The sequence below is a fragment of the Virgibacillus sp. JSM 102003 genome, from assembly GCF_041949995.1.
Classification (GTDB): Bacteria; Bacillota; Bacilli; order Bacillales; family Amphibacillaceae; genus Lentibacillus.
Genome location: NZ_JBHFQH010000016.1, coordinates 1 through 12,512, shown reverse-complemented (window position 1 = coordinate 12,512; position 12,512 = coordinate 1). Strand labels below are relative to the sequence as shown.

General features: G+C 37.5%; 13 protein-coding genes. 8 read left to right on the top strand and 5 right to left on the bottom strand.

Translation table 11 applies throughout. The features are described from left to right. Positions 1 to 337 precede the first annotated feature (337 nt). From ACE1TG_RS16270 to ACE1TG_RS16260, 3 genes are all read right to left on the bottom strand, one after another. The gene (locus tag ACE1TG_RS16270) at positions 338 to 820 is read right to left on the bottom strand and encodes a YkyB family protein (protein ID WP_375053463.1); all 483 of its coding nucleotides are present in this window, start codon (positions 818 to 820) and stop codon (positions 338 to 340) included. A 123-nt stretch (positions 821 to 943) separates the two neighbouring features. Further along, positions 944 to 1,519, bottom strand: a complete 576-nt coding sequence (locus ACE1TG_RS16265) for an SCO family protein (RefSeq protein ID WP_375053462.1) — start codon at positions 1,517 to 1,519, stop codon at positions 944 to 946. A 107-nt stretch (positions 1,520 to 1,626) separates the two neighbouring features. After that, a complete protein-coding gene (locus ACE1TG_RS16260; RefSeq protein WP_375053461.1) occupies positions 1,627 to 2,475 on the bottom strand; it encodes a metallophosphoesterase in 849 nt (282 codons plus the stop codon). Between the two features lie 877 nt (positions 2,476 to 3,352). Between ACE1TG_RS16260 and fadH the strand changes: the two genes are divergently transcribed. Continuing rightward, entirely contained in the window at positions 3,353 to 4,120 is a 768-nt protein-coding gene (fadH, locus tag ACE1TG_RS16255) for a 2,4-dienoyl-CoA reductase (RefSeq protein ID WP_375053460.1), read from the top strand. Between the two features lie 46 nt (positions 4,121 to 4,166). On the opposite strand, the gene trhA is transcribed toward fadH, so the two are convergent. Beyond that, entirely contained in the window at positions 4,167 to 4,802 is a 636-nt protein-coding gene (gene trhA, locus ACE1TG_RS16250) for a PAQR family membrane homeostasis protein TrhA (RefSeq protein WP_375053459.1), read from the bottom strand. 419 nt (positions 4,803 to 5,221) lie between these two features. On the opposite strand from trhA, the gene cbpB reads away from it, so the two are divergent. The 5 genes from cbpB to ACE1TG_RS16225 all read left to right on the top strand — a co-directional run bounded on the left by cbpB (position 5,222) and on the right by ACE1TG_RS16225 (position 9,657). After that, positions 5,222 to 5,674 (top strand): cyclic-di-AMP-binding protein CbpB, encoded by a 453-nt coding sequence (cbpB, locus tag ACE1TG_RS16245; RefSeq protein ID WP_375053458.1) that lies wholly within the window; start codon positions 5,222 to 5,224, stop codon positions 5,672 to 5,674. A gap of 281 nt (positions 5,675 to 5,955) precedes the next feature. Further along, positions 5,956 to 7,416, top strand: a complete 1,461-nt coding sequence (locus ACE1TG_RS16240; RefSeq protein ID WP_375053457.1) for an MDR family MFS transporter — start codon at positions 5,956 to 5,958, stop codon at positions 7,414 to 7,416. A gap of 68 nt (positions 7,417 to 7,484) precedes the next feature. After that, positions 7,485 to 8,204 (top strand): 2,3,4,5-tetrahydropyridine-2,6-dicarboxylate N-acetyltransferase, encoded by a 720-nt coding sequence (gene dapD / locus ACE1TG_RS16235; protein ID WP_375053456.1) that lies wholly within the window; start codon positions 7,485 to 7,487, stop codon positions 8,202 to 8,204. 14 nt (positions 8,205 to 8,218) lie between these two features. Next, complete coding sequence (locus ACE1TG_RS16230) at positions 8,219 to 9,334, top strand: N-acetyldiaminopimelate deacetylase (protein ID WP_375053455.1); 1,116 nt, start codon at positions 8,219 to 8,221, stop codon at positions 9,332 to 9,334. A 71-nt stretch (positions 9,335 to 9,405) separates the two neighbouring features. Next, positions 9,406 to 9,657 (top strand): YkuS family protein, encoded by a 252-nt coding sequence (locus ACE1TG_RS16225; protein ID WP_375053454.1) that lies wholly within the window; start codon positions 9,406 to 9,408, stop codon positions 9,655 to 9,657. An 88-nt stretch (positions 9,658 to 9,745) separates the two neighbouring features. On the opposite strand, the gene ACE1TG_RS16220 is transcribed toward ACE1TG_RS16225, so the two are convergent. Beyond that, entirely contained in the window at positions 9,746 to 10,567 is an 822-nt protein-coding gene (locus ACE1TG_RS16220) for a mechanosensitive ion channel family protein (protein ID WP_375053453.1), read from the bottom strand. A 249-nt stretch (positions 10,568 to 10,816) separates the two neighbouring features. Between ACE1TG_RS16220 and ACE1TG_RS16215 the strand changes: the two genes are divergently transcribed. Then, on the top strand, positions 10,817 to 11,359 hold the full coding sequence (locus tag ACE1TG_RS16215) for a peroxiredoxin (protein WP_375053452.1): 543 nt from the start codon (positions 10,817 to 10,819) through the stop codon (positions 11,357 to 11,359). A 109-nt stretch (positions 11,360 to 11,468) separates the two neighbouring features. Then, positions 11,469 to 11,921 (top strand): TlpA family protein disulfide reductase, encoded by a 453-nt coding sequence (locus ACE1TG_RS16210; protein ID WP_375053451.1) that lies wholly within the window; start codon positions 11,469 to 11,471, stop codon positions 11,919 to 11,921. Positions 11,922 to 12,512 lie beyond the last annotated feature (591 nt).

Below are 12,512 nucleotides of genomic sequence, written 5' to 3'. Positions count from 1 at the left end.
CAAAGGTGCTCTTGGAAGGGTGAGGCAGATCCTTGTTCCGTTAAAAGCAGAAAATCAGCCGAATTTGAGGAGGAAATATCAAATAACGGAATAAGGATCCGCCAAATTAGTAAACATGATTCTCCTTCTGCTAACAATGGATTTTTCAACAACTGGGGCGAAATGTAAGCTAATTATCATGTGACTTCTAATATAATTAGCATTTTTTGTCCCCAAAACTCTAACCCATTAGCAGTACAGGCAATATTCTAAGCAGTAAGAAAGTATTAATCCTTTCTTACTGCATAAGTGCAACTAAGGCTTATCTATATTAAAGCTTGGCGATAAGCCAAGTTTTCTAATAATTGCGGCGTGTTTTGGTAGGAGGCCATTCCATTTTCCCAAGAGAAGAAGGGGTGAAATAAGAAGATGTGTATTTTTTTTGCGAAACACGTTGCTGTTTATCTGCGGGGTGCCAATTAATATAGTTATAGACGATTTTTTTCGCATGTGAAAGTGACATCTTTGTTTGAGGATTTCGGTAGCTTGAATCAAGATCACCTAAATGGTCAAGTTTTTTGAAGTCATCTTTTGTTGGGGGAATATGAAAAAAATAGTCGTCCACTTTTACTAGAAGTGTAGAATGCTGATTACTGAACTTTGGATGATTTGAGAAGTGTAAACCAACTTTCTGAGCACGTCTTTCTTTTAACAAGCGGTTAATTGCTTCCTTCTTTATAAAATAGAGATGCTTTGGTTCTGGTGCAGTTTTGGCATGACGGTTAATGGTAAAGAGTGCTTTGGCAATTTCGCTTAAAGGAATCGATTGTTTCTCGTTCATAGGATTCTCTCCTCTCTAAATTGTTAGAATTACTTCTCTATATCGTATCGTAAAGCTTGTCCTATTGCAATATTTTAAAAAACTGCCAAAAAAAGAAACAGGGCAAGGCCTGTTTCAAACTTCTTAGCTCATATCTTCAATATCCTGAACAATTTTCTCCATATTTGCTTGTTCTCTGCCATCATAGCCTTTGATAGCATTTCCTTCTGGTGTCACAATGAAAAATCTGGTTGAATGCATCACCTGATTGGAGTCTGCAACCTTTTCAACTGCCGATTTAAAGGATTTTATAGAGAATTCTTTAATTGTCTCAAAGTCATATCCAGTAAGCAAATGCCAATTGTCAAACGTACCACCACGTGCCTTGGCATAAGACTTTAGTGTTTCCGGGGTATCATTCTTAGGATCAACACTAAATGAAACAAGTTGAACTTCTTCTTCAAGACCAGCCTCTTTTAATTGTTTTTGTAAATCAGCCATATTTGAAGTCATCGGTGGGCAAACAGTAGTACAATTAGTAAAGATGAAATCTACCACCCAAAACTTGCCTTCCATATCACTTTTACTGACCTGTTCACCATCCTGATTTGTAAACGTAAAATTCTTTACTGCGTAAGAATAGTCACCTTCATATTTTTCACCACATGCACTTAATATAATAACCAATAATAAAGGAAGTATTATTTTTAATTTTGACATATGTATTTCCTCCTAATTGAAATCGTAACAATTGTAGCATGTTTTTGGTGAAAAGACTATGAACAAACTGTTACAATTCAAGGTTGAAGAAGGAGGGGACTTTACAACTAGCTTTTTAATGTAAAGGTATGGATTTCCGGTTTGCATAAGAAGCGATACGGTAATCGGGTTGTCCCTAAGCCTCTGCTCACATATAGTGTTAACTTTCCGTTTTGTAACATGTGTTTTCCTTGAACATACTTCTCCGCATACATTGGCGTATATAAATGTCCAATAAAAGGAAGGCGAACCTGTCCGCCATGACTATGTCCTGACAGCTGAACATCTACAGGGAAGTGAACTGTCGTATCAGCAAAATCAGGCTCGTGTGCAAGAAGTATTGTAAACAGGTTCGGGTCTGAATTTGTTAATGTTTTTTCTAAATCCGGACTGCCCAGCATTACATCATCTATACCAGCCAAGGCAATTTTTTCGTTATTTAGGTTAATTGATGTATAGCTGTTCTTTAACAGTTGAAATTCGGCTTTGTCCATGACATTCTTTACGATGTCGGTTCCGTATCCACCATGGTCATGGTTACCATAAATCCAGTATTTACCATGATTTGCTTTGAGCTTTCGTAGTGTTTTGATGAGTTCACTGTCCCAGTTATACATGTGTGGTTTGTCGACAAGGTCTCCAGTAAATACGATTATATCTGGCTTTTGGGCATTTATTGTTGATACCAGTTCAGTAAATTGTTCTAGTGAATAGTGATAACCAATATGTGTATCAGAAAATTGTACGATTTTAAAGTTGTTAAAGGATTCGGGTAACTTGGATGATGATAATATCTGCTGGTTGATGTCAAGCATTGTTGGTTCAATTTCTCGTGCATAATAATAAGAACCCCCACTTAAGCCAACCAAAGCTAGTAAACTTCCAATAGATTTTTTTAAGAAAGTGCGTCTGTTCATATATGTCAAACCTTTCACCGGGTTTAAAATTCTTTTAATAAGGCTCTTTGCAGACTTTGTTGTCTTTTAATCTTCGCAATTGATGTAGACTTCGACACAGTGTGAAAAAACACTCCGCGCACCTTAGTTCGCTGGCAAGACTACTCGTGCTGCGCAGTCCGGGGTCTTGCCGATGCCTTTCCTCTCACAGGAGTCTCTGTATATTTCCTGCGCTGTATTATGCTCACTTTATTTTAACTATTTAAACCAGCAGTTGGAAATTGAGAGACTTCTGTGGGACAGCGATTCTAGGAGACCTCAAATTGAGCGTTACACACGATCGTGGCAGAGTAATTATGCCACGTCTTGTAGGAACGTCTTCACTAGCAAGTCCTGTGCGTCGAGGCTCGTGGTGAGCCCTCGGTGCGCCTAGTATATTTCAGCTGCGTGGTCGGAGAGCTACACTAAATACTACGAATCGGTTATCCATATTCTGTGGGGCAGTTTACTTCTTTATGATTTCATTTCTTTGGTAAAGCCACACCTATTAGAAAACAGATTTAATTAATTTCTCGTATGATAGTAATCATACCTTATTTTATTAGGAGATTAAACAATATTCTGGTTTATCAATGCATCCTGTTTACAGTTATTTTTTTGACTTTTGTGATTGTTATAAATATGATTATAAATATAGATGAAGGTTGTTTTCCAAATGATTGTTGTTAGGAACTTGGTTTGCTAGTGAAGGGACTTTACGAAGATCTATGCGGGAAAATGAAGGGAATGATTTCCTGTAATGATTGTCTCTGCGAGCGAAGGAAGCAGCGCAGTTCCCAGGGTATTTGTTGTGCAACAAAACATACGAAAATAACCTAATGGATAAAAGGGGGATTATATGAAAAATAAAACAGTTATTGTAACAGGAAGTTCTAGTGGAATGGGAAAGTACATGGCAGAAAAGTTTGCTGTTGAAGGTGCAAATGTTGTGCTTACTGGCAGAAATGACGACCGGTTACAAGCGACGAAAGAGGAGCTGGATAAAAATTCAACCGGTGAAATATACACCGTTTCAATGGATGTAAGAAAACCTGAAGACGTGAAACGGATGGTCGAAAAAACAGTCGAAAAATTTGGGTCAATTGATCATCTTGTGAACAATGCAGCGGGTAACTTTATTGCTGCAGCAGAAGACCTTTCAATTAATGGCTGGAATTCAGTAATTGACATTGTGTTAAATGGCACATTTTATTGCAGCCAAGAGGTAGGGAAGTATTGGATTGAGAATGAAATAAAAGGTTCAGTTATTAACATGGTTGCGACTTATGCTTGGAATGCTGGGGCAGGCGTTGTCCATTCATCTGCAGCAAAAGCAGGGGTGCTTAATCTGACACGCACTTTAGCGGTGGAGTGGGGGACAAAATATGGTATTCGTGTAAATGCTATTGCACCGGGACCAATTGAGCGTACTGGCGGTGCGGAAAAATTATTTGAGTCAGAAAAAGCTGCGAAACGTACCATAAATTCAGTTCCGCTACAGAGGTTGGGTAAGCCGGAGGAAATTGCTGACCTTGCTCACTTCTTACTCTCCGACAAGGCTGCCTATATTAATGGAGAGGTTATAACAATGGATGGAGGACAGTGGCTTAATAAGTTCCCATTTTAAACATTAAAGCGTGCTATCCATTGGGATAGCACGCCAGCTCAGTTGTTTAAATAACATAATAAAATACAGTAAAGAAATGAAAAATGGATCCTGCCAGGACGAATAAATGCCATACAGCATGGTGATAAATAAAACCGCGCCATATATAAAAGATAGCCCCAAGTGTATATAACATTCCACCAATGATTAATAGCAGCATACCTGTTCCATCCATAATAGTAGTAAGTGGATTCCATACCAGTGTAATTAACCAACCCATTAAAACATAAAATAGTGTTGACAAAACAAGGAATTTTTTAACGAAAAATATTTTGAAGAGAACCCCGATTAATGCAATTCCCCATACAGTACCAAACAAAATCCAGCCCAATTCATAACGTAAATGCACAAGCAGGAACGGGGTGTATGTACCTGCGATAAACAAATATATCGACGAATGATCAAAGATTTGAAAGATATCTTTCCATTTTCCTTCCGGCAGACTGTGAACGATCGTTGATGATAAATACATGATCAGCATTGTTGTTCCGAATACGGAAACCGAAATAATTTGCCATGGGTTTCCGTTAAGTGAAGCAAAAATAATCAATAGCACAAGACCAACAATACTTAATAATGCGCCTATACCATGAGTTATTGCATGGATAATTTCTTCTTTTCTTGTAAAAGTGTGTATTTCCAATTACGCAGCCTCTTTCTGTTTCGATATATAATTATTGTAAACTGAAATTATTAAAAAAACAGTTACAAAAGTCACAATCATTCACACCACTGATTGTCACTTGTTATTGTATACTCACATGAAACTCTAAAAATTATTCGATAATATTAGGAATATGTAGGAACTATATATGTTTCTCGAACATTAACTATGGTAAACTAAGGATGTGGATGTAGATTATAATTCCTTTATTTAAAGATAAGAAAGTATACATACTTTCTTACTCCATAGGTGCAACTTAGTCACTCGTCATTAAGATTTGCACTTCAGAGTATAGGGGTCTAAAGAAAGCAAAGCACGCTTTCCTAAGAATCCCTTTAACGGATGTCACGTTCTCTAAAAAAATTGTTGTTGCTAGTATTCAAAAGGAGCGATTTAGTATGAGTACGACACAGGAAAAGCAATTAACAGATATTGTAATAAAAGATATAATGATATCATCTGAAAAAGTTGCCCATGTTCAGTTGAATAATCCATTGGAACACGCATTATTAGTATTGGTGAAATCCGGTTATTCCGCTGTCCCGGTATTAGATGCATCATATAAGTTAGTAGGAACCATTGGTAAGACAATCATTCTGAATGAAATTTTAGGTTTGGAGCGATTTGAGATTGAAAAACTTTCTGATATGCGCGTTCATGAAGTTATGAATACTGATATACCATCACTGTCAAAAGACGATTCATTTATGGATGGGTTAAAAGCACTTATTAACAATACATTTGTATGTGTTTCTGATGAAGAGGGTTATTTTGATGGAATTGTAACCAGACGTGCTATTCTAAAACAGACTAATCGAGATTTTTATACAAACAGAAATGACCAATTATAAAATTGAGTTATTGCTGCACCCTTGCAGAATTATAATGCGTAGGGTGTTTTTTAAATTTTGGGGAACTACAAAATTTGAGTGCTGTGTATAACTGACTAAGCTATCTAGCGATGTCCAGCTACAGCGCCCAGCGCAACTTCCTTCACCTTCGTACGTCGCTAAACGGATGCTTCTCGCTTTTGTTCTTTAGCAGATAAGAATTACCTATTAATTAACCTTAAGTTTTCTAACAGAAGAAGCTGTGATAGCCTATGGTAACAAGTCTTAAAAAAATAAAAACGATGAAGCGCCCCTTTGTATTGGCAGCCGTTATGCTTGGCATGTTTTTAGCTGCGATAGAGGCGACAATTGTTGCAACAGCAATACCCAGCATTGTAGCAGATCTTGGCGGTTTTTCACTTTACAGTTGGGTTTTTTCTGCTTATTTACTGACTAATGCTGCTACAGTATTAATATTTGGCAAGCTTTCTGATATTTTTGGAAGAAAGCCTATTTTTATGCTTGGCATTACCATTTTCCTGACTGGTTCTACGCTCTCGGGCTTTAGTGAATCCATGACAATGCTAATTATATCAAGGTTTGTTCAAGGGGTTGGTGCAGGCGCTTTGATGCCAATTGCAACTACGATAATTGGTGATATTTACAGCAAAGAAGAGCGGGCCAAAATCCAAGGGCAACTGTCTAGTGTATGGGGAATATCTGCTGTTACTGGGCCGTTGCTTGGTGGTTTTTTTGTCGATGTCTTAAGTTGGCGTTATGTATTTTGGATGAATATTCCCTTAGGTATATTTGCTATGCTAGGGATATTTTTCTTTTTCCATGAAAATGTGGAAAAGCAAAAACGTTCTGTTGACTACCTTGGGTCGGTGTGGATTGTAATAGCTGTTACATCTTTGCTCTTCATTTTAGTTGAAGGTGGTATAGGAATTTCGTGGAACTCTGGTGCCATGTATGGTCTGATTTGTTTAGTCGTTGTGGGATTACTTTTATTCGTAATCCAGGAAAGGCGTGCAGCGGACCCGATGATGCCGTTTGAAATTTGGAAACATCGAATAATCAGTATAGCAAATTTAACTTCACTGACGACTGGAATGATTCTTATTGGTGTTTCCAGTTACTTACCTGCTTTTGTGCAGGGTGTTATGGGTTATTCTGCAACAGTAGCAGGGTTTACGTTAACAACAATGTCTATTGGGTGGCCAATTGCAGCTATGGTCGGGGGCAGGCTTTTGCTGGTAATAGGATATAGAGCAACATCATTAATTGGTGGTACATCATTAATTATTGGAGCACTATTGTTTTTCCTGCTGTCCCCTGATAAAGGGCCGGTATGGGCGGCGGCAGGATCATTCTTTGTGGGAATAGGTATGGGTTTAACGAACACATCATTTATTGTTGGGATACAAAATGCGGTTGAATGGGAAGCGCGTGGTATTGCAACTGCTGCAAATATGTTTATGCGCTCGATTGGCAGTGCACTGGGTGCGGCATTACTTGGAGGTTTGCTAAACAGCAGAATTCAAACCTTTATTCAGAATAAAGAACTGGAAAGTAAAGTCTCTGTCGATACGGCAAACAGTTTATTGGATCCACATCAAAATGCTTCACTTTCACAGAAGGTTACATCTGTATTGCAGGAAGGTCTTACTTCAGGATTACATCTTGTTTATACAGGCCTGTTAATACTGGCAGTGATTAGTTTTACCCTAATTTATTTTTTGCCAAAAAAAGGACAGGAGTAGCTTGTTCTTGCGAGTGATTGTGTGGTCTGCTAAAGTAAAATAAATACATAAAATTGGAGGAACAAATTATGAAAATGATGGATGCAAATGAGATTATCAGCTTTATTTCAAATAGTACAAAGAGTACACCTGTGAAAGTATATATTAAAGGTAATCAATTGAATGAATTAAACTACGGTGAGTCAATTCAGTCATTTGTTGAGAAAAATAGTGGTGTCTTATTTGGACAGTGGAAGGACATTCAATCCTTTTTGGAAAATAATAAAGAGCAAATTGAAGATTATGCAGTGGAAAATGATCGCAGGAACTCTGCCATTCCATTACTTGATTTAAAAGAGGTTAATGCACGAATTGAGCCTGGAGCTATTATCCGTGACCAAGTTGAGATTGGAGATGGAGCAGTTATTATGATGGGCGCAAGCATTAACATTGGTTCAGTTGTTGGTGAGGGCACCATGATTGATATGAATGTTGTTCTTGGTGGTCGTGCTACTGTTGGAAAAAATTGCCATATTGGTGCTGGGACAGTGCTTGCGGGCGTTATCGAACCACCTTCTGCGAAACCGGTTGTCATTGAAGATGAAGTAGTTATTGGTGCCAATGCTGTTATTCTGGAAGGAGTAACAGTAGGAAAGGGATCAATTGTAGCTGCCGGATCAATAGTTACGAAGGATGTTGAACCAAATACATTGGTTGCAGGTACACCTGCTAAAGTATTAAAAGAAATCGATGATAGTACAAAATCAAAAACAGAGATCAAACAAGAGCTTCGTAAATTAGATAACTAAAGCAGGGGATTGGCATGGATTTAGTAGAAATCAGAAGGGAACTGCACCAAATTCCCGAGTTGGGTTTTCAGGAATATAAAACACAAAGCTATTTGCTGGATAAGATTAATGCAATGCAAACCGATAGGGTGGAAGTAAAAAAGTGGCGAACTGGAATCCTCGTTCGTGTTTCAGGAACTAACCCCAATAAAACGATTGGATTTCGCTGCGATATGGATGGTCTGCCGATTACGGAACAGACAGATTATCCATTCCAATCCACACATGAAGGTCGAATGCATGCTTGTGGACATGACTTTCACATGACAATTGCACTAGGATCACTTAAACACATAATTGATCATCCGATTGATAATGATGTTGTGTTCCTGTTTCAACCCGCTGAAGAAGGACCTGGTGGCGCATTACCAATGATGGAGTCAAATAGTTTTAAGGAATGGAGGCCGGATGTTATCTTTGCTTTACACATCGCTCCTGATCTATCTACTGGAACGGTATCCAGTCGTCCAGGATTATTATTCGCAAATACGAGTGAATTGTTTCTTGATTTTTCGGGTAAAGGGGGACATGCTGCATACCCACACTTAACTAGGGATATGACTGTTGCAGCAAGTTCCTTTGTTGTGGAATTGCAGCAAATTGTCGCAAGAAACCTTAACCCATTGGAAAGTGCAGTGGTTACAGTTGGGAAGATGGAAAGTGGGTTTGTGCAAAATGCAATTGCTGAATCAGCAAGATTGGAAGGGACAATCCGTACACTCGAACCAGCTACAATTAATGTAATTAAGCATAAGCTGGAACGATTAATTCAAGGGTTTGAAATCTCCCATGAATGTAAGATTGCTATTGATTATGGTGCAAATTATTATCAGGTATACAATGAGCAGGAGTATGTTGATATATTTGCTGAAGCTATGAAAACTAATAATATTAATTATCAGGAGGCTAATCCTGCAATGACTGGAGAAGACTTTGGCTATATGCTAAAAGATATTCCAGGATTCATGTTCTGGCTTGGTGTTGATTCTTCAGCTGGTTTACACAATGCTCAATTAAAGCCTGATGAAGATGCGCTTGGTATAGGTGTCAAGGCTGTTAAAAATACAATACAAGCCCTATCTGCTCGTTAATTTCTGTATATCATTTTATCTTCTGGAAAAACTAGATGCGTAAATGCTTTGTATCTAGAGGAGGTATATGAATGGCGCGTATTGGTGTTGAAGAAAGTCTTTCAGATGTGAAGGATGGTCTGATGGAAATGGGACATGATGTAGTTGATCTGCACTCCGAGGATGACACTGAATATTGTGATTGCTGTGTTATTACAGGACAGGATAAAAATGTAATGGGTATGTCTACAACAAGTATCGCCGGCCCTGTAATTAATGCAGAAGGTTATAGTGCAGAAGATGTGTGCCAAATGGTAAATCAGAAATTGAATGGAAATGGTTAAAATAGTAACCCCCAGTTCTTCTAGTAATGAACTGGGGGTTTTTCGCATTTATAAAAACTCGCAATTAAGCATAAACAAATGCCAAGTATTACTTGTCTTTTTGAATATTGACCTGGTGTGGGAAAGGTATCTCAATATTTGCTTCATCAAATGCTTCTTTTATCCGCTTAAGCATATCGCGTTGGGAGCCGAACTGTTCTCCATTTTCGGTTTGTCCCACAACACGGAGAACAACGTCTGATGAACCTAAACCTTGAACACCTATTGGATTAGGGCCATCCTTAAATCGTTCATCCTGCTGGAATTCAGCACAGACCTTTTCCAATAAACTAATAGCTTCATCAATATTTTCATCATAGCTAATTCCTATATCAACCAATGCACGCATATTTCCGCGTGAATGGTTGGCAACACCAATGATTTCCCGGTTTGGAACAAAATTTAATGTTCCATTAAAACTGCGGATTTTTGTTGTTCTGAGGCCAAGTTCCTCTACAATCCCATCATATCCACCAGCTGTTATATAATCGTCGACTTCTACCTGGCGTTCAAGTAATAGGAAAAACCCTGTAACAACATCACTTACAAGTCCCTGCGCACCAAATCCGATTGCTAAACCAACTACACCGGCACCTGCAAGTAGAGGTCCAATTGGAATAGCAAAGATTGCAAACAACATAACAATAAATACAAAAATCATCACATAGGAAAACAGATTGACTAATAGCTTTTCCAGTGTCTTCACACGACTCTCTGATATTCTTTGATTAGAGCCAGCCTTGTTTATTGTTCGTTCAATAATTTTTTTGCCAATTGGAATGAAAATAATGAAGGCTAAAATAAGTAAACCAATCTTTAAACCTATATTTATCAGATTAGATAAATCTACCTCGATTCCGAATATCTCCATATGTATCTTCCCTCCAGTATTTTAATGTGTCTAATTCGACAGACCCTATTAATTTACCACAATTTGTTCATTTATAAACAATATCCACGCTATAAATGGTTATACCGGAGAAGATTTTTGTCAATAATAAGAACATATTGTGTCATTTATATGTACTTTTTAAAAGGTTAAAGTACCATATAGACCAGTTTACAGGGTAATCTATAATTAATATTAGATTGATAAAATATTTAAACGGAGGAATTACATATGGCTGAAAGAATGGTAGGAAAACAAGCACCGCGATTTGAAATGGACGCTGTAATGCCTGATAAGGAATTTGGTAAAGTTAGTTTAGAAGAAAATATGAAAAACGATATGTGGACAGTACTTTTCTTCTATCCAATGGATTTCACATTTGTATGTCCAACAGAAATAACTGCAATGTCAGATCGATATGATGAATTTGAAGATTTGGATGCGGAAGTAATAGGTGTATCAACCGATACAATTCATACACATAAAGCCTGGATTAATACGTCTCGTGATGATAATGGATTAGAAGAGTTAGGTTATCCACTAGCTGCAGACACAAATCATATTGTATCCAAGGATTACGGGGTATTAATTGAAGAAGAAGGCGTTGCTTTACGAGGACTATTCATCATTAATCCAGAGGGTGAATTGCAATATCAGACAATTTTTCATAATAACATAGGTCGAGATGTTGATGAAACGTTGCGTGTCCTGCAGGCTCTTCAAACAGGTGGGCTTTGTCCGGCAAACTGGAAACCTGGCCAGGAAACATTATAAAAAAATTATCATATATAATAAATGTATAAATATTATTAGAGCTGGCTCATAGCTTACAAAATGAAAATTAGAGTCAGCCTTTTTGCTTATTTAACAGGAGGTAGTCATTATGAGGTTAAGAGATCAAATGCCCGAATTAGAAGGAGCTACAAAGTGGTTTAATAGTAAAGCGATTAAAAGAGAATCTTTAATTGGAAATAAACCAACACTTATTCATTTCTGGTCTGTAAGCTGCGGAACTTGTAAAGAGGCGATGCCAAAAATAAATGAATTTCGTGACGAATACAAACGAGATTTAAACGTAATCGCGGTTCATATGCCTCGTTCCGAAAAAGATTTAGATCTTGATCAGATAAAAAAAGTTGCGAATCAACATGATATTACACAGCCAATATTTGTAGATAATGATCATACATTAACAGATGCTTTTCAAAATAAGTATGTACCTGCTTATTATGTATTTGATTCTGAAGGGAAATTAAGACATTTTCAAGCTGGTGGAAGCGGGATGAAAATGCTTCGCAAGCGTGTGAATCGAGTATTAGGTAAAAAAGACAACTAATTGCTGGTTAGACAGTCCTCATTTATCAGCGGCACGATCGGACAGGTCATTGATCCAATATTAAAGTGTATTAAAGACATAGTAGTATGGATGATGGTTCAAGGGAGCGGATTGTGAATTTCAAAATCAGTTAAGTGGATCGTGGTTCCGCTAAATGGGTGAAAAATCCGTTCTAGAAGGTTGAAGCGGTTCCTGGTTCCGTTATTTACCTAATAATAATCAAAAATGTGGTTAAAAAGGGTAAATAGCGGAATGAGGATTACATAACACATTCAAAACAGGCATTTTTAAGGAAATAACGGAATGAGGATCACTAGCCTTGCAAATGTATCCACAGGTTAAATATTTCCCGTAACTGGTATCCATTTTCAAATGAATTCAATTTCCAAATAATTACTGGACGAAATAAAAAAAATCTCCTAATGTAGAAGGATATCCGCAACCAACGTTATCCGTAATTCTATATAAAGGAGATTTCTTATGGATAACACTAGTATAACAAATCAATCTGTTTTAAGTAAATGTTTATCTTTATTACCTTTTGACTCCTTCTCTTCATATTTTCTTGATTGGGGAGTCAAAAAGCTTACA

Coding starts and splice junctions, on each gene's coding strand:
- ACE1TG_RS16240 (WP_375053457.1), top strand. CDS start 5,956: ATGAAGCGCCCCTTTGTATTGGCAGCCGTTATGCTTGGCATGTTTTTA.
- fadH (WP_375053460.1), top strand. CDS start 3,353: ATGAAAAATAAAACAGTTATTGTAACAGGAAGTTCTAGTGGAATGGGA.
- ACE1TG_RS16210 (WP_375053451.1), top strand. CDS start 11,469: ATGAGGTTAAGAGATCAAATGCCCGAATTAGAAGGAGCTACAAAGTGG.
- dapD (WP_375053456.1), top strand. CDS start 7,485: ATGAAAATGATGGATGCAAATGAGATTATCAGCTTTATTTCAAATAGT.
- ACE1TG_RS16270 (WP_375053463.1), bottom strand. CDS start 820: ATGAACGAGAAACAATCGATTCCTTTAAGCGAAATTGCCAAAGCACTC.
- ACE1TG_RS16215 (WP_375053452.1), top strand. CDS start 10,817: ATGGCTGAAAGAATGGTAGGAAAACAAGCACCGCGATTTGAAATGGAC.
- ACE1TG_RS16260 (WP_375053461.1), bottom strand. CDS start 2,475: ATGAACAGACGCACTTTCTTAAAAAAATCTATTGGAAGTTTACTAGCT.
- ACE1TG_RS16225 (WP_375053454.1), top strand. CDS start 9,406: ATGGCGCGTATTGGTGTTGAAGAAAGTCTTTCAGATGTGAAGGATGGT.
- ACE1TG_RS16220 (WP_375053453.1), bottom strand. CDS start 10,567: ATGGAGATATTCGGAATCGAGGTAGATTTATCTAATCTGATAAATATA.
- ACE1TG_RS16265 (WP_375053462.1), bottom strand. CDS start 1,519: ATGTCAAAATTAAAAATAATACTTCCTTTATTATTGGTTATTATATTA.
- cbpB (WP_375053458.1), top strand. CDS start 5,222: ATGAGTACGACACAGGAAAAGCAATTAACAGATATTGTAATAAAAGAT.
- ACE1TG_RS16230 (WP_375053455.1), top strand. CDS start 8,219: ATGGATTTAGTAGAAATCAGAAGGGAACTGCACCAAATTCCCGAGTTG.